Origin of the sequence: Paractinoplanes ferrugineus (assembly GCF_016862195.1) — a bacterium.
GTDB classification, from domain to species: domain Bacteria; phylum Actinomycetota; class Actinomycetes; order Mycobacteriales; family Micromonosporaceae; genus Actinoplanes; species Actinoplanes ferrugineus.
In genome coordinates, this window is sequence record NZ_BOMM01000064.1 from 25923 (window position 1) to 50056 (window position 24134).

Annotated in this window: 18 protein-coding genes; 9 read left to right on the forward strand and 9 right to left on the reverse strand. The window is 71.4% G+C overall.

Going from position 1 to position 24134, the window contains the following annotated elements:
• Positions 1-22: 22 nt before the first annotated feature.
• The 3 genes from Afe05nite_RS35125 to Afe05nite_RS35135 are packed head-to-tail and all read right to left on the reverse strand — an operon-like array spanning position 23 to position 6620.
• Positions 23-2476: a cellulose binding domain-containing protein gene (locus Afe05nite_RS35125; protein ID WP_203821610.1), complete on the reverse strand. Its 2454-nt coding sequence runs from the start codon at positions 2474-2476 to the stop codon at positions 23-25.
• A gap of 32 nt (positions 2477-2508) precedes the next feature.
• Positions 2509-5082, reverse strand: a complete 2574-nt coding sequence (locus Afe05nite_RS35130) for a cellulose binding domain-containing protein (RefSeq protein ID WP_203821611.1) — start codon at positions 5080-5082, stop codon at positions 2509-2511.
• 32 nt (positions 5083-5114) lie between these two features.
• Entirely contained in the window at positions 5115-6620 is a 1506-nt protein-coding gene (locus Afe05nite_RS35135) for an arabinofuranosidase catalytic domain-containing protein (RefSeq protein WP_203821612.1), read from the reverse strand.
• A gap of 343 nt (positions 6621-6963) precedes the next feature.
• Here Afe05nite_RS35135 and Afe05nite_RS35140 point away from each other — a divergent pair, with 343 nt between their 5' ends.
• From Afe05nite_RS35140 to Afe05nite_RS35150, 3 genes are read left to right on the forward strand one after another with little or no spacing between them, the layout of a single operon-like run.
• A complete protein-coding gene (locus tag Afe05nite_RS35140) occupies positions 6964-8025 on the forward strand; it encodes a sugar ABC transporter substrate-binding protein (RefSeq protein ID WP_203821613.1) in 1062 nt (353 codons plus the stop codon).
• A gap of 15 nt (positions 8026-8040) precedes the next feature.
• On the forward strand, positions 8041-9588 hold the full coding sequence (locus Afe05nite_RS35145; RefSeq protein WP_203821614.1) for a sugar ABC transporter ATP-binding protein: 1548 nt from the start codon (positions 8041-8043) through the stop codon (positions 9586-9588).
• The gene (locus Afe05nite_RS35150) at positions 9581-10624 is read left to right on the forward strand and encodes an ABC transporter permease (protein WP_203821615.1); all 1044 of its coding nucleotides are present in this window, start codon (positions 9581-9583) and stop codon (positions 10622-10624) included. The genes Afe05nite_RS35145 and Afe05nite_RS35150 overlap by 8 nt, the downstream gene beginning before the upstream one ends.
• A 100-nt stretch (positions 10625-10724) precedes the next feature.
• Here Afe05nite_RS35150 and Afe05nite_RS35155 read toward each other — a convergent pair whose 3' ends face one another.
• From Afe05nite_RS35155 to Afe05nite_RS35180, 6 genes are all read right to left on the reverse strand, one after another.
• Positions 10725-11657: a cation diffusion facilitator family transporter gene (locus Afe05nite_RS35155; RefSeq protein WP_239118433.1), complete on the reverse strand. Its 933-nt coding sequence runs from the start codon at positions 11655-11657 to the stop codon at positions 10725-10727.
• 608 nt (positions 11658-12265) lie between these two features.
• A complete protein-coding gene (locus Afe05nite_RS35160; protein WP_203821617.1) occupies positions 12266-13045 on the reverse strand; it encodes a methyltransferase in 780 nt (259 codons plus the stop codon).
• A complete protein-coding gene (locus Afe05nite_RS35165; RefSeq protein ID WP_203821618.1) occupies positions 13017-14864 on the reverse strand; it encodes a sensor histidine kinase in 1848 nt (615 codons plus the stop codon). The genes Afe05nite_RS35160 and Afe05nite_RS35165 overlap by 29 nt, the downstream gene beginning before the upstream one ends.
• Positions 14865-14893: 29 nt before the next feature.
• Positions 14894-15586 (reverse strand): response regulator transcription factor, encoded by a 693-nt coding sequence (locus Afe05nite_RS35170; RefSeq protein WP_203821619.1) that lies wholly within the window; start codon positions 15584-15586, stop codon positions 14894-14896.
• Positions 15587-15632: 46 nt separating this feature from the next.
• The gene (locus Afe05nite_RS35175) at positions 15633-17993 is read right to left on the reverse strand and encodes an immune inhibitor A domain-containing protein (protein ID WP_438869424.1); all 2361 of its coding nucleotides are present in this window, start codon (positions 17991-17993) and stop codon (positions 15633-15635) included.
• A 120-nt stretch (positions 17994-18113) separates the two neighbouring features.
• On the reverse strand, positions 18114-19205 hold the full coding sequence (locus Afe05nite_RS35180) for a polyprenyl synthetase family protein (protein WP_438869442.1): 1092 nt from the start codon (positions 19203-19205) through the stop codon (positions 18114-18116).
• Positions 19206-19328: 123 nt separating this feature from the next.
• Between Afe05nite_RS35180 and Afe05nite_RS35185 the strand changes: the two genes are divergently transcribed.
• The 6 genes from Afe05nite_RS35185 (at position 19329) to Afe05nite_RS35210 (ending at position 24104) form a co-directional block, all read left to right on the forward strand.
• Complete coding sequence (locus tag Afe05nite_RS35185; protein ID WP_203821620.1) at positions 19329-19808, forward strand: MarR family winged helix-turn-helix transcriptional regulator; 480 nt, start codon at positions 19329-19331, stop codon at positions 19806-19808.
• 93 nt (positions 19809-19901) lie between these two features.
• Complete coding sequence (locus tag Afe05nite_RS35190) at positions 19902-20480, forward strand: RNA polymerase sigma factor (RefSeq protein ID WP_203821621.1); 579 nt, start codon at positions 19902-19904, stop codon at positions 20478-20480.
• Positions 20434-21150, forward strand: coding sequence for an anti-sigma factor (locus Afe05nite_RS35195; protein ID WP_203821622.1), 717 nt, complete (start codon positions 20434-20436; stop codon positions 21148-21150). Before Afe05nite_RS35190 ends, Afe05nite_RS35195 begins: the two co-directional genes overlap by 47 nt.
• Positions 21151-21244: 94 nt before the next feature.
• Positions 21245-21883 carry a fasciclin domain-containing protein gene (locus tag Afe05nite_RS35200; protein ID WP_203821623.1) on the forward strand — a complete coding sequence of 213 codons (639 nt, stop codon included), beginning with the start codon at positions 21245-21247 and terminating at the stop codon, positions 21881-21883.
• A gap of 176 nt (positions 21884-22059) precedes the next feature.
• Entirely contained in the window at positions 22060-22560 is a 501-nt protein-coding gene (locus tag Afe05nite_RS35205) for a PH domain-containing protein (protein WP_239118439.1), read from the forward strand.
• Entirely contained in the window at positions 22557-24104 is a 1548-nt protein-coding gene (locus tag Afe05nite_RS35210) for a PH domain-containing protein (protein WP_203821624.1), read from the forward strand. The genes Afe05nite_RS35205 and Afe05nite_RS35210 overlap by 4 nt, the downstream gene beginning before the upstream one ends.
• The last annotated feature ends 30 nt before the right edge of the window (positions 24105-24134 follow it).

The following is a 24134-nucleotide window of genomic DNA, read 5'->3' on the forward strand; positions in this document are numbered from 1 at the left end:
TAGGCCGATCAGTATCCCGTGCTCAGCGCAGCGCGCAGGTCACGGCCGGGACGGTGTTGGCGCTGCCGGTCTGGGTGGCGAGCAGGCCGTAGGTGGCGGAGGCGCCCGGGGCGAGGGCGCCGTTGTAACTGACGTTGGCCGCCGTGACCGCGGCGCCGTTCTGGGTCAGGTCGGCGTTCCAGGACTGGCTGACCCGCTGACCGTCGGCGTAGGTGAAGTCGGTCCGCCATCCGGTGGAGGTGGTGGCGCCGTTGTTGGTGACGGTGACCTCCGCCTGGAAGCCGCCCGACCAGGTGGAGACCACGTGGTAGTCGGCCACGCAGCCGCCGGCCGGGGTGGTCGGGCCGGTGGTCGGACTGGTGGTCGGGGTCGGCGACAGGGTGGGTGTCGGGGTGGGCGACGCCGTGGGGGTCGGGGTGGGCGTCGGGGTCGGGTCGACCGGCGGGTTGCCGTTGTAGACCTGCAGGTTGTCGAACTGGGCGGTCTCCCCCTGGCTGGTGCCGAAGCCGACCTGCCCGGCGCCGAACGTGCCGTCGCTGACCGTGCCCACGGTGGTGCCGTCGATGACCGCGGCGATGTTGCTGCCGCTGAAGGTGAGCTTCAGGTTGTGCCAGCGACCGGTGCCCAGCGCCGCGGTGGTGCCGCTGCGCAGCGTGGTCAGTTGCCCGCTGGTGTTGTTCCGCAGGATCGACCAGGCCCCGGTGTCCTGGGCCCGCAGGAAGTAGCCGTTGAACCGGTTGATCGGGTCGAGATTCGTCGTGCCGACCCGGCCCTCCAGCTGGGCGAAGCCGGCGGTCTCCAGCATCACGTCGGCGGACAGGGTGTAGTTGTTCCAGTTCAGGTTCCCGCCGTAGGTGTTGGGTTCGGAGAGCGTCTTCCAGGTGATCGGGGCCTGCGGGGAGGCCTGCCGCAGGCACGTCCCGGACCGGCCGCCACCACAGGCGGTGGTCTCGAACGCGCCCTGCATGTCCTGCAGGTAGCGGGGGAACCGGCCGGCCGCGTACGACTCGAAGTTGTCGGTATAGGGCAGGCCCAGCGAACCCTGCGCGGGGCTGGTGGCCGTGCCCTTGCCCTGCCCGGTCGTGGTGGTGAGGGTGTAGACGTAGCCGGGCTGGACGGTCAGCGAGAATTTGCCGCCGTTCGGGGTGAGGTCCGCGCTGTGCACGAAGTGGTCGGCGGTGTTGCCGGAGTTGAGGTTCGTCCGCCACACGTGCACCGGACCGGTCGACAGGCCCCCGCCGACGGTGAAGTCCAGCTGCTGGGCGGCGGTGGCGTCCATGGTCTCGATGACGGTGCTGTAGTCGGTGTTGTTCGTCGACTTCAGCGAGACGTAGCTGCCGTTGTTGCGGTTGCCGCCGATGAACCCGCTGGACCGGTCGAGGTATTTCCACCCGGGCGCGGTGAACTGGGTGGTGTGGGCGAGCGTCCAGGTGTCCTTGCCGACCGCGTACCAGCCGGACCACGGCTGGTTGGCGAGGATGAGGCCGACCGTGGCCCACGGGAGGTTCGGTGTGATCGCCGCGATCAGGTCCCAGTTGAGATAGGCGGTCATCCGGCCGTCGACGTAACCGCGGTTGATGCCGCGGGCCAGTGGCTTGGCCCCGTCGTTGTAGTCCTGCGAGCCGCCTTCGCTGTTCCACAACGTCTCGCCGGAGTTGGTGGCGTTGGCCGGCACCGTGCAGGTGCTCTGCGCGCTGAGGTAGCCGCAGACGTAGTGCGCGGACAGCACGTCGATGGCCGACTTGAGCGCGTTGTTGTTCACGACCGTGTTGGCCGGACTCCAGTCACCGGGCCAGGAATCCCCGTAGATGATCTTCATGGCGCTGTAGCCGTTGCTGTTCAACGCGTTCCGCAGGCTGATCGTCCAGTTGGCGTCGTACTTCTTCTCGTTCTGCCCGGCGGTCAGGTAGTCGATGGTGAGGTTGTGCTGCTTGGCGCAACCCAGCCAGGACAGCAGGTAATTGATCATGTCGGTGGACAGGATGTTGCCGTTGCCGATCCACCCGGGCGCCCCCCAGGGCAGGCCCACCAGCTTGAGGTTCGGGTTGCGGGCCTTGGCCTGCTCCATGATCCACCACTCGTACCCGCGGTTGCAGTTGAGATCGCCGCGGGTGTGCGCGTGGCTGGGCTCGGCGCCGCTCGTCGAGTTGGTGTCACCGCCGATCTCGACCTTCAGGATCTGCAGCGCGGCGCCGTAGCCGGGCTTGAACAGGTAGTCCAGGATCTGGCCCCGCTGCGGCTCCGGATAGTCGAACAACAGCCGGCTGTTGCCGCCACCGCCGCTGACCGCGCCGACGCCGTCGAACGTGCGACCGCCCGACGAGCCGTCGATCGGGACCGCCGTGGCGGCCACGGCCGGCGAACTCAGCACCGTCACACCGACGGCGGCGAGAAGCACAGCGGCCAGGCCGGTGCCGAGGGCGCGACGCCACACCGGCTTTCGCCGCCCGGAGCGGGGTCGGGTGTCAGACCTCATCGAGGATCCTTCCATTGTCGACGCGGCGGCCATCAGCCGCAGGTGGCGCCGTTGAGGGTGAATGCGGTCGGGACGGCGTCGCTGGCGGTCCAGGTGCCCTGGAAACCGAACTGTGCTGAGCCGCCCGGGGCGATCGTGGCGTTGTAGCTCGCGTTGGTGGCGGTCACGGCCGACCCGGCCTGGGTCACGGTGGCGTTCCACCCGCTGGTGATCTTCTGGTCCCCGGGGAACGTCCACGCCAGGCTCCAGCCGTTGACCGCGGCGGTGCCGGTGTTGGCGACGGTCACGTTGGCGGTGAACCCACCGGACCATTCGTTCTTCTCGTACGTGACCCGGCAGGTCCCGCCGCTGCTGCCGGTACCGCTCACGGTCCAGGTGAACGACGCCGAACCGGTGGCTCCGGACGTGTCCGTGGCCGAGACGGTCACGCTCGAGGTACCGGCCGTGGTCGGCGTCCCGGTGATCAGCCCCGACGAACTGATCGACAGCCCGGCGGGCAGCCCGGTCGCCGCGTACGTCAGGCTCTGCCCGGCGGTCGAGGCCGTCGCCCGGATCTGCAGCGCGGTGATCGCGGTGCCGGCCGGGCCGGACTGGTTGCCCGGGTTGGCGACCGTCACGACCGCCCGCCGCGGGCCGCTCTGGCTGATCACCTGCTGAGCGGCGGCCGGCCAGTTGGTGCCGGACACCTGGACGTTGCCGGTCAGGGTGTTGTAGTGGGGGGCGCCGGTGGCGACGTTGGTGACGCCGCCGTTGTACCAGTTGTAGTTGAAGGCGTTGCCGTCGGTGTGGTTGTTGGAGTAGGCGTTGGTGAACGCCCACACCCCGGAGTCCTGCACCACGTTGTTGGTGAGAGTGACGTAACGCGAGCCCTCGTCCAGGTACAGCCCGACGGTGCGCTGGTTGTCGTAGATGTAGTTGCCGCTGAACGTCGACCCGGGGTTGGCCGAGAGGTTGTAGAGGCTGCCGCCGTCGTGGAACAGCGTCTTGGTGCCGTGGATCCGGTTGCCGGCGACCACGGTGTTCTTCAGCGTCGTGGCCGTGGAGTAGATCGGCTGGTAGTTGTACGTGCCCCGGGCGGAGTAGTCGGGACTGCCGCCCGGGTCGTTCATGCCCCAGCCCCAGCCGACGTCGATTCCGTCGTACGGCAGGGCGGAGACCTCGTTGTGCTCGATGACGGCGTGGGTGACGTACGTGGACAGGATTCCCGCCATGTCCTTGTAGTCCTTGGCCACCCCGGAGATGACGTTGTCGGTGATGGTGATGTTCTGGTTGGTCATCGCCGGGTTGGTGGGGTGGTGCGCGTCGGGCTGCACACCGCCGACCACGATGCCGGCCCCGGAGTCGTCGGTGAAGCTGCTGCCGGTCACGGTGATCCCGGACGCACCGAGGCCGACGCCCGAGGCGTTGGCGTTGGCGTCGTTGCCGATGCCGAGGGCGACCTGACCGAGGTGGGCGAACGAATCCCCGGCGAAGGTGATGTTCGAGGCGGCCGACACCTGCACCGCCGCCGGCGCCTGCCGCCAGCTGTTGCGGGTGGCCTCGAACAGCTGGCAGCCGGACTGGCAGGAGGTGAGGAAGTTCGACGGCTGCTGGTAGGTCTGGCCGAGGAAGGTGCCGGACTGCTGGTCGGCGTAACCGATGTTGCTGCTCGGGGTCAGCCAGGTGCTGTGCGAGAAGGTGACGCCCTGCACGGTGATGTCGTGCGCCGGGGCGCTGTAACTGCCGGAGACCTGCAGCAGCGAGCTCAGCCGCGGCAGCTCCACGTCATGACTCGCGGGGTTCCAGCCGGCCGGCGCCTTGTAGTACAGCTGCCCGGCCTGCGGATCGAGATACCACTGCCCGGCCTTCTTGAGGAACGAGTACGAGTTCTGCAGCTGAAGGCCACCACCGGCGAACGGGCTGGCGAGCGTGTCGTACCCCCAGTTGTTGTTGTTCCAGGCCGGTTGCTGCATCGTGATCGTGGTGCCGGAGATCGACTGCACCGGGGCGAACCGGTCGGTGAACGAGTTCTGGCTCTCCAGCTCGATCCGGTTCTGCGCGGGCAGGGTGGCGAGGTAGTTCAGCGCCGAGTTGACGATCGTCATCCCGGTGGTGGTGAACCGGACGTCGCTGCGATTGATGCCGATCGCGGCCCGCGGCGCCAGCGTGCCGTCGACGTAGAGCTGCCGGGAGTCCGCACCGGCCGGTACCGCCGCCGCGTAGACGTTGTTCGCGCTGTCGTACACGCTCCAGCCGGTGACCTGCCGGCCGCCGGAGAGCACCGGGGTGGCTCCGGGCGCGGCCTGCCAGATCACCCGGTAACCGCCGGTGCCGGAGTCGGCGGCCCCCAGCGAGAGCGGTGCGGCCAGCCGGTAGACGCCGCCGGCCAGCCGCACGACCACGTCGCCGGTCATCGAGCCGGTGAGCGCGCGCACCGCGGTCTGGGCCTGGGTCAGCGAGCACGGCGCCGCCTCGGAGCACGCGGTGCCGCTGCCGGCCGGCGACGCGAACAGCGTGGTCATCGTCGCCGCCTGGGACACGGCGGGGGCGGCCGCGACGAGCCCGAGGGCGGCGATCGCGGTCAGCGCCGCTCTCGCGACCCGGCCGGGTCGGGTTCTGAACGTCATGAGGACTTCTTTCCGAGGTGACGGGGCAGGGGTCAGTGGTAGGCGGCGGCGACGACGCTGGCCTGGACGGCGTTCTCGGTCGCGTCGCTGGGGAAGCCGGCCGTGATGGCACCTTCGAAGAACTCGCCCTGGCCGTTGTGGCTGTTGTCGCCACCGGTGCCCAGCAGCAGCGAGCTCTCCAGCTTCATCGGCGAGTAACCCCGGGGCAGGGCACCGGAGTACGGCGTGGTCAGTCCGCCGCCGGTCGCGTTGCCGTACTTGAGGGTGAAGTTGGTGGTGCCGTTGTTCTTCTCCCACGCCGACACGAACGGGAAGTGCACACCGGAGTTGTTCGGATCTTTGTTGGAGCCGGTGTTGGTGTGGTACATGCCGTTCTCGAGGTCGGCCTCGACCCAGGGGCCGGTGCCGACGCAGGGGCTTTTCGGGTTCCCCCAGTCCGCGAACCAGCAGGCGGTGCCCCACTCGATCGCGTTCATGGTGGCGTTGCCGGTGTCGGTGTGCGAGTTCTCCCCGCTGCCGTAGTCGAAGCAGCACCACTGGTTCACGTAGTTCGACGACGTGATCATGTAGATGCCCTCGGGACGCGACCCGGTGGGGGCGTTCCTGGCGTTGTCGACGCGGTAGCCGACTCCGGGCGTGACCTTCACGCCGTACGCCCGATGGCCGCCGACGGTGATCGGCAGTGCCTTGGCGTCGGCGCCCAGATCGGCCCCGTTGGGGCCGGGGCCCTTCCACAGGCCGCCCCAGGAGATCGGCAGGTCGTTGTGGTTGGTGCTCTGGTCGTAGATCTTGGTGATGGTGCAACCGGCGCTGCCGCAGAACGAGTCCTGGGCGGCGGCGTTGGCCACGCCGCCGGCCGAGAGCAACCCGATGTCGGCGTACGCCTTGTCGGTCGCCCGCTGCACCTGGTAGAGCGGCCCGTTGTAGACCGCGAACAGGGCCCGGGTCGTGCTGTGCGCGCCGATGCACGGGGTGCCGCCGGCGGCGTAGAGGTCGCACGCCTGCGGAGCCGGTGGCGGCGTGGTCGGGCCGGCGCTCGTCGGGGTCGGACCCGGGGTGTCGGTCGGACCCGGGGAACCGGTCGGACTCGCGGAACCGGTCGGACTCGGGGTGTCGGTGGGCGACGGGGTGGGCACGCCGCCCGTGCAGGGGACGCCGTTGACCGTGAACGCGGTGGGCACCGGGTTGCCGCCGGTCCAGGCGCCGTTGAAGCCGAAGGTGACCGTCCCGCCGGAGGCGATGCTGCCGTTCCACGCCGCGTTGGTGACCGTCACCGTGGCGCCGGACTGCGTGAACGACCCGTTCCAGAGCTGCGTGACGGTCTGCCCGGCACCGAACGACCAGGACACCCGCCAGCTGTCGACCGGGTCGCCCAGGTCGGTGACGCGCACGGCGGCACCGAAGCCGCCCGGCCACTGGGAACTGATCTCGTAGGCGACCTGACAGCCCACCGCGGCGTGTGCGGCGGTGGCCGTGGCGATGCCACCGGCGATCAGAACCGACGCGGCGGCCGCTGCCACCGCCCCCCGTACTTTCATGTCGACCCTCCTAGCGGACCGGACGGCTCACGGGGCCGCTCGTGTCGGTGAAGTTAACGTTCACAACGTGACACGTCAAACGACACATGTCTATGTCACGTGGGTGTAACCGCACGCCGGTTTCTCCTCGTCAGGCCGGTCCGGGCGACCGCGTAACGCTTTTTCAGCGGGTCGGCCGGGGCCGGATTCGCCCATCCCGGAAGAACGCCCGCGCCGGAGATCGGCTCTGGACAGTGCGGCGTCGAGACATTTAAATACGTCATATGTCATACGAGTACGACACACCCCGTTCTCGCCGCTGAAACATCGCACGTACCTGGTCATCAAGCAGGAAAGAGCAGCGATGAAGCACATGACAGCCCTGCGTGCCGGAGCTTGCGCGACCGTCGCGCTGATGCTGATCAGCGCCTGCAACCGGACCTCCGACACCGACGCGGCGAGCGGCAAACCGGTGGTCGGCGTCGACTACCCCCGCTCGGACACCGACTTCTGGAACTCGTTCATCAAATACACGCCCAAGTCCGGTGCCGAGCTCGGACTGACCCTGAAGACCACCAACTCGCAGAACGACGTGGCCAAACTGACCGCCAACGTGCAGACCTTCATGAGCCAGGGCGTCCAGGGCGTGGTGATGGCCCCGCAGGACACGGCGGCGATCGCACCCGCGCTCGATCAGCTGGCCGCCAAGAAGATCCCGGTGGTCACCGTGGACACCCGGCCCGACTCGGGCAGCGTGGCCATGGTGGTCCGGGCCGACAACCGGGCCTACGGCACCAAGGCGTGCCAGTTCCTCGGCACCAAACTCGGCGGCAAGGGCAAGGTCGTCATGCTCGAGGGCGGCCTCGACTCGATCAACGGCCGGGACCGGACCGAGGCGTTCGACGAGTGCATGAAGACCTCCTTCCCGCAGATCAAGGTCTTCGGCGAGGCCACCAACTGGGACGGTGCGGTGGCCGCGCAGAAACTGCAGACCGACCTGACCGCCAACCCGGACATCAAGGGCGTCTACATGCAGTCCAGCTTCGCCCTGTCCGGCACCCTCCAGCTGCTCAAGCAGAAGGGCCTGCTGGTCGGCCCGGACGACCCGAAACACGTGTTCGTGGTCTCCAACGACGGCATCCCGGAGGAACTCAAGGACATCGCGGCGGGCCAGATCGACGCCACGGTGTCCCAGCCGGCCGACCTCTACGCCAAGTACGCCCTGTTCTACGTCAAGGCCGCGATGAACGGCCAGACCTTCCAACCCGGCCCGACCGACCACGACAGCACCATCATCCAGGTCCGCGACGGCGTCCTGGAGGACCAGCTGTCGGCCCCCCTGGTCACCAAGGACGGCGCCTCCTACGGCGGCGTGGCCAGCGTCAAGAGCGACGACCCCACGCTGTGGGGCAACAACCTGAGCTGAGCGGAGAGGCAACGGATGAGCGAGACACCGGCCCACGCCGGCACCGGGCGATTTCGCGGCCCGCCACCGATCGTCGAGGCGACCGGCGTCAGCAAGCGGTACGGGCCGACGGTCGCGCTGGACCACGTCGACCTGACCGTGGCGGCCGGCCAGACGCACGCCCTGGTCGGCCGGAACGGGGCGGGCAAGTCGACTCTGGTGTCGATCCTCACCGGGCTGCAGGCGCCGGACGCGGGCCTGGTGTCCTTCGCCGGCCGGCCGGCGCCCCGGCTCGCCGAGCGCGACGCCTGGCGGCAACGGGTCGCCTGCGTCTATCAGAAGTCGACGATCATCCCCGCCCTGACGGTGGCCGAGAACCTGTTCCTCAACCGCTACGACCGCGGCCGTACCGGCCTGGTCGACTGGTCGGCGTCCCGGCGCCGGGCGGTCGAGCTGCTCGCGACCTGGTCGATGGACGTCGATCCGCGTACCCCGGCCGGCGATCTGTCGGTCGAGCAGCGGCAGTTCGTGGAGATCGCCCGGGCGCTGTCGTTCGGGGCCCGGTTCATCATCCTCGACGAACCGACGGCGCAGCTGGACGGCGCCGCGATCAACCGGCTGTTCGGGCGCATCCGCGATCTGCAGGCCCAGGGTGTGACGTTCCTGTTCATCAGCCACCACCTGGCCGAGATCTACGAGATCTGCGACGTGGTGACGGTCCTGCGGGACGCCCGGCAGATCGTCACCGCACCGGTGGCCGAGCTGCCCCGCGCCGACCTGGTCGCCGCCATGACCGGCGACGCCGCCCTGACCGGACGGCGGGCGCCCAACCGCGGCGTGGACGCCGGCCGGTCCCCCGCCTTACGGGTACGCGACCTGACCGGCGCCGACGGCGCCTATCAGGAGGTGAGTCTCGACGTCGGCGCGGGCGAGATCGTCGGGCTCGCCGGAGCCGCCGGCAGCGGGCGGACCGAGGTCGCCGAGACCGTGGTCGGCTGGCGGGCCGCGGCCGCCGGCGAGGTCGAGATCGCGGGCCGGCGGCCACGCCCCGGCAGCGTCCCGGACGCGCTCGCGGCCGGCGCCGGGTTCGTGCCCCAGGACCGCCACCGCCAGGGGCTCGTCCCGGACATGTCGGTCGCCGACAACGGGACCCTGTCCGTGCCGGCCCGGCTCGGACGCTACGGCTTCATCAACACCGGGCGCCGGGACACGATCGCCGCCGGCATGATCACGCACCTGGCGATCAAGACGCCGAGCCCGCACCTGCCGGTCTCCGGGCTGTCCGGCGGCAACCAGCAGAAGGTCGTGATGGCAAGGGCGCTGGCCGACGACCCCAAGCTGCTCGTGCTGATCAACCCGACGGCCGGGGTGGACGTACGGTCCAAGGAGTTCCTCCTGAACAAGGTGCAGGAGACGGCACGGGCCGGGGCCGGCGTCCTGATCGCCTCGGACGAGCTCGACGACCTGCGCGTCTGCGACCGCGTGCTGGTGATGTTCCAGGGCCGGGTGACCACCGGGTTCAGCCACGACTGGCACGACCACGACCTCGTGGCGGCCATGGAAGGAGTGAACCTCGATGCCTGACACCACCGTCGCCGACCCCTCCGCGCCGGACCGGCCGACCACCGCGAGTCACCGGCTCCGCCTCATCGGCGGCCGGATCCCGCTGGCCCGGCTGCGCGACCTCGCCCTGGTCCCCGCGATCGTGATCATCGCGGTGGTCGGGCAGATCGTCAGCCCGGTCTTCCTGCAGACCGACAACCTGCTCAACGTCCTGCAGACGATGTCCGAGATCGCGCTGCTGGTGCTGGCCGAGACGATGATCCTGATCGTCAAGAAGATGGACCTGTCACTCGAGTCCACCATGGGCCTCGCCCCGGGCGTGGCGGCCTGGCTGGTGGTGCCGGCCGGGCCGGGGCACGGACTCGGCCTGCTCGGCGGAGGCTGGGCGATCCCGCTGACCCTGGCCGTCGGCGCGCTCGTCGGTGCCGTCAACGCGCTGCTCATCATCCGCTTCGGGCTCAACGGCTTCATCGTCACCCTCGGCATGCTGATCGTCCTGCGCGGCGGCCTGACCGGCATCTCCGGCGGCCAGACGTTCTTCCGCCTGCCGCCGTCGATGCTCTATCCCGGCACCGCCTCGTGGCTCGGTGTGCCCGCGTCCATCTGGATCTGCCTGACCCTGTTCGCGGTGGCCGTGGTCGTGCTCGGCTGGACCAGCTTCGGCCGGTCCCTCTATGCGATCGGCGGCAACCTGGACGCGGCCAAGGCCGCCGGCATCCGCACCGAACGGGTGCTCGCGATCGTCATCGTCACCGGCAGCGTGCTCGCCGCCCTCGCCGGGCTGCTGCTCTCCGGCCGGCTCGCCTCGGTCGCCTCGGCCCAGGGCAACGGCTACATCTTCACCGTCTTCGCGGCCGCCGTCATCGGCGGCATCAGCCTCAACGGCGGCAAGGGCACCATGTTCGGCGCCTTCACCGGCATCCTGCTGCTGTTCATGATCCAGAACGTGCTGACCCTGGCCGGCATCCCCGCCCAGTGGATCGGCGCCCTCAACGGCCTGATCATCCTGGCCGCCCTGATCGTCTCGCGCATCACCGGCGGCCGGATCCAGGACTGACCGACGCGGCGGCCCGGCCTCGGTAAGGCCGGGCCGCGGTCGCGGCGCCGGCCACGGCCGACGGCCAGCCAGCCGGGCGCGGCGCCGGCCACGGCCGCGGTCAGCCGGAGGCGGCGCCCGGTGGCGTGGCGGCGGCGGCCCGGTAGGCCAGGCCGTGCGCGTCGTCGCAGTGCCCGGCCGGCTCCCCCACGGCGCAGTGGTCGACCTGAAGGGTGCTGTGGGTGAGGTGGTGCCGGGACCGCAGCAGCTCCTCGATCCGGCCCCGGACCGCATGACAGTCCCCGCCGGGCACCACGAGCACGTGCGCCGACAGCGCCGGCTGACCGGAAGTGATCTGCCAGACGTGCAGGTCGTGGACCTCGACCACCTCGTCCATCGCGACGATCTCCGCACCCAGTGCGGCCGGATCGAAGCCGGCCGGCGCCGCCTCCAGGAAGATCCGGCCGGACTCACGGATCAGCCCCAGACCGGCCTTGACCATGAGCACCACGACGACGAGCGTGGCGATGCCGTCCGCTCGGGCGAAACCCGTGGTGACCATGACGACACCGGCGATCGCGGTGGCGACAAAGGCATAAAGATCATTGAGTACGTGCTGGAAGGCCCCCTCGACGTTGAGGCTCGACCGGTTCGCCCGGCTCATCGCCCACGCCGCCGCGATGTTGACGAACACGCCGACCAGGGCGGTGATCAGCACCAGTTGGCCGGCGACCGGAGGCGGGTCGATCAGCCGGCGCACCGCCTCGTAACCGAGCCAGGCCGCGAGCAGCAGCATCGTCAGCCCGTTGGCCTGGGCGGACAGGATCTCCGCACGCTTGAGGCCGTAGGTGAAGCCACCCTTCGGGGCGCGGGCGGCCAGCCGCATGGCGATCAGGGCCAGAACGATCGCGCCGGCGTCGGTGAGCATGTGGGCCGCGTCCGACAGCAGAGCCAGGGACCGCGCGATGATGCCGACGACCACCTCGCCCGCCATGAACGCACCGATGAGCGCGAGCGCCAGCGTCAGCCAGCGCCGATCGGTGTCCGCCGACACACCGTGGTCATGACCAGCATGCCCACCACCGCGCCCGCCCCCGTCCCCCGCTCCGCCGCCGCCCGCCCCGTGCGCATGCCCGTCCTCGCGACCGGCTTCCGCCCCGTGGGCGTGTCCGGCCCCGTGGGCATGTCCGTCCTCATGGGCGTGACCGGCCCCGTGGGCATGTCCGGCCTCATGGGCGTGACCGGCCCCGTGGGCGTGACCGGCCTCATGGGCGTGACCGGCCCCGTGGACGTGACCGGCCCCGTGGACGTGACCGGCCCCGTGGGCGGCCTCCGCACCGTGAGCGGCCGCGGGCGTGGGCGCAGGGCCGGACGTCGGTGCAGGGCCGGACGCGGGCGCAGGGCCGGACGCGGGCCGGGAGTCAGCGGTCGCCATGGTCGGGCCTCTCTGCGAGCGATTCTCGAAACACATGCACGGATTGCCATTATTGCACTCGACAGGCCGAAGGCGCGGGCGGTATCGGCAGAACTCCCGGTCGGAAGCGGCGGAGCCCGCCGGGCGCAAGCGACGAGGCCCACCCGCCGGAGCCGCGGGGCCCGCCTGGTGGAGGCGGCAGCGTGACCTGGCGGCTGAGCCGGGCCGGAGAATGGGTCGGCCGGCGGTCAGGCCGGGGCCCGTCCGCTGGTCTGGACGAACAGGAAACCGTTGAGCAGGACCCGGGGATCGCCCAGAGCCGCGACGGTCGCGGACATGTCCTCGTCGGTGAGACCGTGCGCCGACAGCGCGGGGCGCAGCTGCGGAATCCCGGCCCGGAGCAGGCGGCATCCCGGGCCGCCGCCGCGCCAGCCCGTCGCGTACGACCGGAAGTGGACGTCGGTGAGCCCGGCCGCCTCGAAGGCCGCCGGGGCCCGGTGGGGCCAGTCGTTGTCGTAGCCGAGCGCGGTGAGCGCGCGCACGTGGGCCGTGAGATAGCGGGACAGCACGTCGGCGGTGCCCTCGTCGGGGGCGGACAGCACGAACGCGCCGGGTGCCACCGTGAAGTCGCCGGTGATCAGCACACCGCCGGGGGCCAGGGCGTGGACCATCTGCCGCAGTGCCGCGGCGCGCCGGGGCAGGTGGCCCAGCAGCAAGCGGGCGTGCACCAGGTCGAAGTGGCCCAGCGGATCGCCGGTGACGATGTCGTGCTGCCGCACGGTCAGGCCGGGGCGGTCCGGGATGCGCCGCGGCGCGACGTCGGTGGCGAGCACCTCGCCGGCCCGGTCGGCGAGCCACCCCGCGATGCTGCCGGCCCCCGCGCCGACGTCCAGGCAGCGCCGGCCCGCCGGGTCGAGGACGTCGGTGATGGACTCGTGGCTCTGCCGGTCGAGCAGTTCGGCCAACGCGTCGTGGTGGGCGGCGGACTGCTCACTGGCATTACTGAAGGCGTACCCCGGTCTGGTCATCGGCGGCCACGGTGCCACGGCCGGGCAAGCCCGGCCCGCCGGTGCGGAACGACGGATCGAGCGGCAGGCGCAGGGTCATGGTGGTGCCGTGGCCAGGCCGGCTCACGGCGGTCAGCGTGCCACCGTGCGCGACGGCAAGCTGACGGGCGATCGGCAGGCCCAGCCCGCTGCCCCCGGTGGCGCGCGCCCGCGACGTGTCGGCCCGCCAGAACCGGTCGAAGATTCTCGGCAGGTCGTCGGCGGCGATGCCCACGCCGGTGTCGCGCACGACCACCTCGAGTTCCGCGCCGGCCGGCGCGGCCGTCACGGTGACCGTGCCACCGGCGGGGGTGTAGCGGATCGCGTTCGCCACCAGGTTGCCGATCATCTGGCGCAGGCGCAGCGGGTCGGCACTGAGGACCGGGTCGCCGGCCACCCGCGCGGTGAGCGTGACGCCGGCTCGGGCCGCGCCGGTGTCGTGCGAGTCGCGCACCTGCGTCACCAGGTCGGCGGCATAGACCGGCTCGCGGTGCAGGCGCAGCTCACCGGCGTCGGCGGCGGCCAGGTCGCTGAGGTCGTCGACGATGTGCCGCAGCAGGGTGGCCTCCTCGCGCACCACCTCCAGGACGGTGGACCCGGTCGGCGTCACCCCGTCCCGCGCGGCCTCCAGCCACCCGTGGATGTTGGTCAGCGGGTTGCGCAGCTCGTGCGCGATGTCGCTGACCATGCCGCGCCGTTGGGCCTCGGCCCGCTCCCGTCGTTCGGTCAGGTCGTTGAGGGCGCGCGCCAGATATCCGATCTCGTCGTCGCGGGCGACCGGCATCCGCGCGGACCGTTCGACGGGCTGAGCCGCCGCCTTCGTCAACGCCCGCAACGGCTGGACCAGCCGCCGGCCCACGAGCACGGTGAGCAGGACGGTGGCCAGCAGCACCGCACCGGTGACCCCGACGATGCGCAGGACATTGGCCCGGGACAGGCGGAACACCGGCTCCACCGCGGTGCCGCCCCGGTCGGTGACGAAAAGCAGGGCGGGCGGCGCCACGTAGTCCCGCAATTGCCGGGCGCGGCTCTCCGCGATGCAGGACCGCACGCGCCCCGCGCCCAGGTCGCGCGCTCGGTCCGGCGCGGCCGGCGACAACTGCTCGACCGCGAAGTCGCGGCCGATCACCAGTTTGGTCCCGCGGCTCAGGCCCAGGCAGCGCGCGGTCATCGTGGCCAGGTCGCGCAGAGCCCGCCGCTCGGTGGCGGTGACCAGATAGAACTTGGCCGCGCACAGGCCGGTGACGCCGCTGAAGTCGGAACTGGTCACCTGCACCTCCGGGCGGCCGCTCGGATCGTCGGCGACCCGGCCGGCGACCTGCAACCCGCGCAGACAGCTCAGCCGGGCCTGCGCGACCTGGGTCAGCTCGTCGCGCTCCGGCCGCGGCAGCTTGTACGGCCCCACCGCGCGCTCGTCGATGCGGTCGGCGCTGCCCGTCAACGCCTGGTCGAGCCGCAGCGGGTCGACCGTCGCCGCCGCGCGGACGGTGGCCAGCGACCCGGTTCCACCGGAGTCGGCAAGGATCTCGCGGTCGTCGGTCGTGAGAGTGATCCGCCGGCCGATCGTCGCGGACCGGGCCTCGATCAGGGTCTGGACGCCGGTCCAGTCCCGGTGCGTGGCGCCGTAGGCCACCAGCATGTCGTAGACGCCCTTGTCGTCGGCGAGCGACCGGCCCTGCTCCTGCCGGATGGCCCGGCTGGTGGACTGGGCGGCCAGCCAGGCCGTGGCGGCGATGGCGGCCACGGCGATCAGCACCGAGGTGGCCAGCAGGCGCCCGATCAGGCTGCGGCGAAGCGGCACGCGGCCGGGCGGTGCCGACCCGCCCGGACTCACCGCGGGTCACCGGTCAGCTTGTAGCCCAGCCCGTAAACCGTCACCAGCAAGGCCGGCCGGCGCGGGTTCGCCTCGATCTTGCGGCGCAGGTTCACCACGTGCATGTCGATCGTGCGGGCGGTGGAGCTGCGCTCGACGCCGCGGGTGTGATCGAGCAGCTGGGCGCGGCTGAAGACGCGCTCGGGCCGGGCCGCCATGGCCGCCAGGATGGCGAACTCCCCGGGCGTGCAGTCGACCACGGTGCCGGCGACCTCGACGCGGTGCCGCCCGGCGTCGACGGTGAGCGGGCCCAGCACGTACACCTCGTCGTCGGAAAGGATCGCCGGCCGCCGCCGGCGCAGCAGGGTCTCCACCCGGGCCACCAGTTCCCGGGGGCTGTACGGCTTGGTCAGATAGTCGTCGGCGCCGAGGCCGAGGCCGGTCAGCAGGTCCTCCTCGCTCGACCGCGCGGTGAGCATCAGCACCATCACGTCGCTGTCGCGCCGCAGGACCCGGCAGACCTCCCATCCGTCGATCCGCGGCATCAGCACGTCGAGGACGAGCAGATCCAGCGGTTGACGGCGCGCCCGGGTCAGCGCCGACCGGCCGTCGTGGACCACCGAGACCTCGTGGCCGGCCGCCCGCAGGTATTGGCCCAGCAGGTCGGCCTGCCTCCGGTCGTCCTCGGCCACGAGTACGTGCGCACACACGGCCGCGACTATAGATCGGTGAGTCGAGCGGTCGGACCGCCCACGGTCAGGAGACCCGGACGGTCATCGTGCTGGCCTCCTGGCGGACGATCTCGATCCGCACGCCGACCGCGGGCAGCTTCACCCCCCAGGGCGCACCCTCGTAGAAGTACTGCTCGGTGTCGTCGAAGACGGGCTGGGCGCGGCCGCCGGCGATCCGTTGCGCCTTGCCGTCGAGGTGCAGGGTGAGCGATTCGGCCGGGAACTTGCTGAACGTCGCGTCGTACATCTGCACGCCGGAATCCCAGAGCGCGCCGGCCGGGTTCGTCAGGGGCCGCGGGTGCGCGTCGATGTTCAGGTTGCGGCCCTGACCCGGGCGCGCGCTGATGCAGTTGCAGAATTCCGCGGTGTTGTCGTAGGTGACCAGCAGACCGTTCTGGTACGAGAAGTTCTCGATCCACTTCGGCCTGGTCGAGCTCCAGCCGTAGTTGAACGCCCCGTTCTTGAGGTTGCGGTCGTAGGAGACGGGAGCGCGGTACGCGGCGACGTACGACTGCGGGGTCTTCTCGACGCCGGTGGAGTCCTCGACGACGAAGCCGTCGAGCGTCCAGGTGCTCGGCTGCTCGGCACCGTCGCTGAGGACGGTCGTGCCGTCCTTGGTGACGGTGATCTCGTCGCCGAAGAAGCCGCTGCTGGACGAGCCCGCCAGGGACCGGTAGCGCAGCCGCAGCTGGATCCGCCGGCCTGCCTGGGCGTCCAGCGCCACGCTCAGGTCGGCCCATTCGTCGCCGTTCTCCTTGTCCGCGGTCGTGCCGGTGAGCGCGGGCCGGCCGTCGGCGTCCCGGCCGAACGCCGCGCCCCGGACGGTGCCGTCGAGCGCGGTCCAGGTGCCGCCGCCGTCGGTGGAGGCCTCGACGGAGACGAAGTCGAGGTCGGTGTCGAGGGAGTAGCGGGCCTTCATGGTCAGCCGGGCGGTCGCCGCGCCGGTCAGGTCGAGCTCCCGCGTCATGGTGGTGTCGGCCGCGGATCCGGCCCCGGAGAAGTACTGCCGTTCGCCCGCGGCGGGCGCGCCGAGGTCGGTCGGGGTCTCCAGGTCGGGCAGGGTGACGACGAGGGCCTGCGGCCGGGTGGTGCGGTATTCGCTCGGGCCGAGGTCGACGGTGTGCTTCTCCCCCGCCCGGACCGACCGGTGGTCGAGCCAGCCGAGTTGCAGCTTGCCCCACGCACCGATGTCGGCGGCGCGGACCCCGAGCGGGCCGCCGGCCGCACTGAGGTGGCCACCGGTGCTGCCGAGCAGGTTCCACGCCTCGGCGTTGTCCACCGAACGGTCGAGGGGGTCGTAGTCGTCGCGGAGCCCGAGATCATGGGTGTACTCGTGGGCGAAGACGGTCAGCCCGCCGTTCTCCGGCATGATGGTGTAGCCGCCCACCCACAGGTCGGTGCCGCCGATCCGGACGCCGCCGCGTTTGTTGTCCGCGGGTCCGGCCTCCCCCTCGAGCTGCGCGAAGGCCCACGCGCGGTGCGCCCAGATCGCGTCCTCGCCCTGTTCCAGCACCCCGGTGGCCCGGTCGTCGCCGGCGTGCACGATCTGGAACCGGTCGAGATATCCGTCCGGTTCGGCGAAGTCGCCGTCGCCGTCGAAGTCGTCCGGGTCCTGGGCGTCGTAGGTGGCGAGCTTCGCCGTGAGTTCGGCGTCCGTGCGCCCGGCCGCCTTCTCGCGGGCGATCCAGGCCGTGACCGCGTCCTCGATCAGCTCGCCGATGTGGTCGCCGTCGCAGGCCCCGTCGGCGGTGCAGAGGCGGCCGTAGCGGGCCTCGTTGTAGCGGACCTTGACCCAGTCGGTGACCTCGCCCTCGATGCTGTAACGGCCGGCCGACTGCTTCTGGAAGTACGACTTCATCGTGTTCTCGCCCGAGCCGAAGAGCAGGTCGTCGTAGTGCCGGCGGTCGTAGTCGGCCTGCCACACCGAGCTGTTGTCGACGGCCGGGTCGGGCTTGGTGATGCGGTTGTGCCGGGGTCCGTCGAAGACGGTCGGGCCGGGCACGTCCGGTTCGGTGTCGACGTCCGGGTAGTCGGGATGGCGTTCGTCGCCGAATTCGGCCAGGATCACGAAGACCTTGTCGGTCTTCTCGCGGGCCAGTTCGACGTACTGGTCGGCCCGGCCTCCGCGGCCCATCCGGGCGACCAGGCCACCGCCGCGGCGGACCGGCTCGATCTTCCCGCGCAGCACCCCGTCGACGGCCTCCTGGCGCATCCGGTAGCGGCGCTCCTCCCACGGTGCGAACCGGAGATCCGGCCGCTGCGGCGCTGCCCGGTGGGTGACCGCGGACGGCCGCACCCCCGTCCCGGCGTGCGCCAGCACGGGAACCGCGATCCCCATCCCGACCACTACCGTCGCACCCAGCAGTGCCGCGCTGGTTCTGCGCACGTGCCCTCCCCTTGCTTCCCGCTCGCCTGTCCCGTGTCGCCGGCCGGCGACGCAGCGCAGATCGTGGCAGGTCGATGTCAGGGAATCGTCAGGTCGGGCCCGGCCGGCCCGCGGCGGCGGCTAAGCAGTCCGGTCGGTGGCGGCCTCGGCGAGGGCGATCAGCACGGAACGGCCCGGCTCGGCGAGCTCGGCCGGGCCGAGTGCGGCCACGGCGCGTTCCAGCAGGTCGCCGATCATCCGTTCGACGGCGGCCGGTGCGCCGGTGTCGGCGATGACCTGCCGCAGGGTGTCGACACCGGCGGCACCGAGGGTCCGGTCACCGAGAAGCGAATCCAGGACCGCTTCCTGTCCGCCGGTCGCGCGCTCGTAGGCGAGCGCGATCAGCACCGTACGCTTGCCCTCGCGTAGGTCGTCGCCGGCCGGCTTGCCGGTCCGGTGGGTGTCGCCGAAGACCCCGAGCAGGTCGTCGCGGAGCTGGAAGGCCTCGCCGAGCGGCAGGCCGAAGGCCGAGAAGCGGCCCAGCAGCTCATCGTCCGCCCCGGCGAGCCGGCCACCGAGCAGCAGCGGGTGCTCGACGGTGTATTTGGCGCTCTTGTAGTGCATCACCCGGCGAGCCCGGTCGGCCGCGCCGCCCCGGCGTCGGTCGGCTCGGGCCTGTTCCAGCAGGTCCAGATACTGCCCGCCCATGAGCTGGGTGCGCATGCCGGTGAAGATGCCGTGGCCACGGCGCAGGTCGGCCGGGTTCAGGCCGCTGCTCGAATAGAGCTCGTCGCTCCAGGTCAGGCAGAGGTCACCGGCGAGGACCGCGGCGGACAACCCGAAGTGCTCGGCGTCGCCGCTCCACCGGCCGTCGCGGTGCAGGGCGGCGAACCGGCGGTGCACCGCCGGGGCGCCCCGGCGCAGGTCGGAGCCGTCCATCACGTCGTCGTGGATGAGGGCGGCGGCCTGCAGGAACTCCAAGGACGCGGCCGCCGCCACGGCCGCCGGCTCGTCGGGCGCTCCGGTCGAGCGCCACGCCCAGTAGCAGAACGCGGGGCGCAGCCGCTTGCCGCCGTCCATCAGGTCGGCCACGTAGCGGATCAGTGGCGCGCAGTCGTCGCTCACGTCGGCGAGGATCTCGGTCTGCCGGGCGAGGAACTCGTCGATCACCGTTCGTACGCGATTGCGCAGATCCGCCACCTCCAGCGGGGAGCGTTGCGGTGCCTCGGTCAATTGTTCGCTGGATCGCGACTGCATGGCGGCTACGGAGCCTTTCGCCTAATGTTTCGCCCGTGATCAATCTTGTTATACAAGTAGCTAGATAATCTCGCTACCTTAGAGCCGTATGATGTCGTGGTGAGCAGGCGAGAACCGCACAGATCCAGCGAAGTCGCCCTCGCGCTCCGAGACGTGTTGCAGGCCAACGGCGAGGCGACGCATAGCCTCGCCGACCGCCTGGGCATCGGTGTCAACGACGCCGTCGCCATGGATCACCTCCTCAGCAACGCCGCCGGCCTCGGCCCGACCGAGTTGGGCCAGCGCCTGGGCATCCGGTCCGCGTCGGCGACCGTGCTCGTCGACCGGCTCGAATCGGCCGGGCACGCCCAGCGGGTCGCTCACCCGTCCGATCGCCGGCGGCAGACGGTGGTGGCCACCGACCACGCCCGCGTGGAGGTGATGGACGCCTTGGCGCCACTGCTGCGCCGGGTCGAGGAGGCGGCCGGCCGGCTGACCCCCGAGGAGGCCGGCGCCACTGCCACGTTCCTGCGACAGGTCGCCGCGGCGATGCGTGACTACGCCGCCGAGGCGGGCACCGGCGGCAAGGCGGACGGGTGAGCCCGGACGTGGCCGGACCGCGGAGGTCCGGGGCAACCGCCGGCCGGGCGGAAAGCGAACCATCAGGAGAACTGGCGATCGGAAGGGAGGTCGATGAGCTCCGACGACGAACTCGCCGAGCGGTTACGCGCCGGCGACGAGACAGCGTTGCGGGCGGCCTACGACCGGCACGGCGCCGCGGTGCTCTACCTGGCGCAGCGGCTGCTGGGCAACCGGGCGGACGCGGAGGACGTCACGCAGGTGACGTTCGTGGCGGCCTGGACCGGCCGGGACGGGTTCGATCCGCAACGCGGCAGCATGCTCGGCTGGCTGCTGGGTATAGCACGGCGCAAGGCCGTCGACCGCCTGCGGTCGGCGGCCCGTGAGGACCGGGTGACCGAGACGGTACGAGCCCAGCTCGCCCCGTCCGAGGAGGCGGAGACCCCGGAGAAGGTCGTCGACCGCCTCGTGGTCGCCGACGAGCTGAGCCGGCTGCCCGAGGAGCAGCGGCGGACCCTGGAACTGGCGTTCTTCGATGATCTGACCCACCCCCAGATCGCGGCGGTGACCGGGTTGCCGCTGGGCACGGTCAAGAGCCACATCAGGCGTGGAATGGCGAACCTGCGACGGCGTTGGGAGGTGGACGGTGCGGCATTTGGATCCCGATCGGCTGGTGCTACTCGCGCTCTCTGAGGAACAGCAGGAGTGGAGCGAGTCCGACCACCTGCGGCAGTGCGCCGCCTGCCGGCACGAGATGGGCGCCCTGCGCGACGTCGCGGACATCGGCTCCCAGGTCCAGGACCTGCGCGACCTGCCCCCGCCGCCGGAGCACCTCTGGCGGGCCATCGAGGCCGACGCCGGCCTCCGGCCGCAGCCGGTCACGCCGGTGGCGCCGGTCATCGAGCTCACCGCGCCGCGCCGCGCCCGCCCCCGCTGGCTGGTCCCGGTGCTCAGCGCGGCCGCCGCGGCGGTGGTGGCGGTGGCCGGCACGATCGCGGTCGGCCGGTTCGCCGACCGGGCCCCGGCCGAGCGGGTCACCGCCCGCGCGACCCTGGCGCCGCTGGCGGCCGTCCCGGCGACCGCGGGCGGCGACGTGCGGGTGCTCGCCGACGGAAAGGTGCGCATCGACGTCCGGAACCTCCCGCTGACCACGGGTTTCCACGAGGTGTGGCTGATCGACCCGGACGACACCACCAAGATGGTCGCCCTGGGCAACCTGCCGGCCCGCGACGACGCGGTGCTGCCGGTGCCGCCGGGCACCGACCTCAACCTGTACCGCCTGGTCGACGTCAGTGACGAACCGCACGACGGCGACGCCACCCACTCGGGGCGCAGCCTGCTGCGCGGAACTCTCACGTATTAGTCCGGGAGAACCGCATCCAAACGAAACCGGCCGAGCGAAGTACGGGGTGGTGGCGCCGCTGCCACCGCTCCGTACTCCGAAAGGACGCACGAAGATGAGGTTCACCAGGGTCGCCGTCGTGGCCACCGCCGCCGTCGTCGCCTCCGCCCTCACCGCCGCGCCGGCCTCGGCCCACGGCACCAAGCCGTTGAAGACCAAGTCGCTGGCCGCGGTGCTCACCGCCGACAAGAGCGGCTTCGACCGCAACGGGCAGGACTACGACATCCTGACCGCCGCCGTCCAGGCCGTCCTGAAGGCCAAGCCGGCCAGCCCGGTCGGCGTGCTCGCCGACGGCAAGACGGCGCTGACCGCGTTCCTGCCCAACGACCTCGCGTTCGAGCGCCTGGTCGCCGACATCCAGCACACCAAGCGGCTGCCCGGCGAGAAGGCGGCCTTCACCGCCGTCGCCGGACTGGGTATCAACACCGTCGAATCGGTGCTGCTCTACCACGTCGTGCCGGGTGCCACGATCACTGCCCGGACGGCACTGAAGTCCGACAACGCCATGCTGACCACGGCCGCCGGCTCGAAGATCAAGGTCGACGTCTACGGCCACTGGCGTAAGCGGATCGCCCTGATCGACGCCGACCGCAGCGACCGCAACCCGCGGGTCATCCGGTTCGACATCAACAAGGGCAACAAGCAGATCGCGCACGGCATCGACCGGGTGCTGCGCCCGATCGACCTGCCCTGATCCACTTCTGACGGGCGCGTGGCGGTGACGCCGCGCGCCCGTCGGCGTGTGCGCCCACCGGCCGGCCTCGTCGGTATCGTCGGTGCCCGGCCCACCCATGACATTTGTCGCACCGCTCCCAGGACGAACGGGCCGGTGCGCACCACCGTCGTGGTGCCATCGTGAAGGGCGTGACTATGACGGCGGATGTGGTGCGGCTCCGACCCCCGATGCACCGGGTCAACCCGCGGGCCCGGTGGTACTGGGCGGCACGGGCGGCGGTGCTGTGGATCGTGCTCCTGGTCCCTCAGGTGATCTGGTGGGTGGCGGACAGCGGCGAGGCGGAACTCCCCCATGTGCTCGTGGGGGTGGCCTGGGCGGTGCTCGCCGCCGTCCACCTGATCGTGATGCCCCAGTGGCGTTACCGGGTGCACCGATGGGAGGCCACCGACACCGCGGTCTACACCCAGACCGGCTGGCTCAGCCAGGAACGACGGATCGCTCCGATCTCCCGGGTGCAGACCGTGGACAGCGAGCGCGGACCGATCGAGCAGCTGTTCAAGCTCGCCAACGTGACCGTGACCACCGCTTCGGCGGCCGGCCCGCTCAAGATCGACGGATTGGCCGCGAAGGACGCCGAGCAGCTGGTCGCCGACCTCACGACCCGGGTCGGGCACACGCTCGGCGACGCGACATGACCACCGCGGTCGGCCGGCCCACCGACGCCCCGGCCGACACCGGCGACGGCTGGCGGCGCCTGAGCCCGCGGATGCTTGCCGTGCATCCGGTCATGGAGTTGCGGCGCCTGGTCTTCCCGCTCATCGCGGTGGTGCTGGGCCTGCGCAGCGGCAACAGCGGCGAGGGCGGCTGGTGGGCGCTGGGGATCGGCGGCCTCGGCATCGTCGTCGGGTTCCTGCGCTACTTCACCACCTCGTTCCGGATCACCCCGACGCACGTACAGGTGCGCCGCGGGCTGCTGCGCCGCCGGACGCTGACCGTGCCGCGCGATCGGATCCGCACCGTCGACGTCACCTCGAACCTGCTGCACCGCATCTTCGGTCTGGCCCGGGTGACCGTCGGCACCGGACAGACCGACAAGAAGAACGACGGGGTCAAGCTGGACGGGCTGAGCGCCGCGGCGGCCGAGAACCTGCATCGCGAGCTGCTGCACCGCCCGGCGCCCGGCCCGGCCGCACCGGCCGGCGGGCCGGCCCCGGCAGCCACCGCCGAAGACGCGCCCGAGTCGGTGCTGGCGACACTCGCCCCGGCCTGGATCCGGTTCGGACCGTTCACCCTGTCCGGCCTGGTCGCCATCGGCGTGCTGTTCGGCCTCGGCTCCCGCCTGGTCAACGAGGGTCACGTCGACCTCGCGGACGTCGGCGTCGTGCACGATTCGCTCGACTATCTGCGCGACGCACCACTGCCGGTGGCGATCGCCCTGGTGACCGCCGCCGTGATCGTGTTCACCGTGCTCGCGTCGACCATCGGCTACGTCCTGACGTTCTGGAACTTCCGGCTCAGCCGGCATCGCAGCGGCACCCTGCACGTGCGGCGGGGCCTGCTCACCACCCGCAGCACCACGATCGAGGAACGCCGGCTCCGCGGGGTGGAACTGAGCGAACCGCTGCTGCTCCGATCGGTGCGCGGCGCCAAGGTGCTGGCCATCGCCACCGGCCTGCGCGTCGGCCGGGGCGCCGACCGGGGCGGCTCGATCCTGCTGCCGCCCGCGCCCCGAGCGGTCGCGGTGCGGGTGGCCGGCACGATCATCGACGACCCGGAGCCGATCACGGTGGCGCTCGTCGGGCACGGCCCGCAAGCCGCCCGCCGCCGGTTCACCCGGGCCGCCTCGGTCAGCACGATCCTGATCCTGTTGGTGCTGCTCGCGGTGCTGCTCACCGGCACGTCATGGTGGACGTTCGGGGCGGCGCTGCTCCTGCTGCCGCTCGGCGCGCTGCTGGCCGCCGACCGGGCCGCGAGCCTGGGCCACGCGCTCACCGGGAACTGGTTGGTCAGCCGGTACGGCAGCCTGGTGCGCCGCCGCCACGTCCTGCAGAACGACGCGGTCATCGGCTGGAACCTGACCACCTCGATGTTCCAGCGCCGGGTGGGCCTGACCACGCTGATCGCCACGACGGCCGGCGGTCGGCAGCAGTACGCCGTTCCCGACGTCCCCGAGGCCGAGGCGATCCGGGTGGCCCGCGCCGCCGTCCCCGGCCTGCTGGACCAGTTCCTCGCCGGCTGACCCGGCACGCCTCGGCGTAAAGCGCGCGGA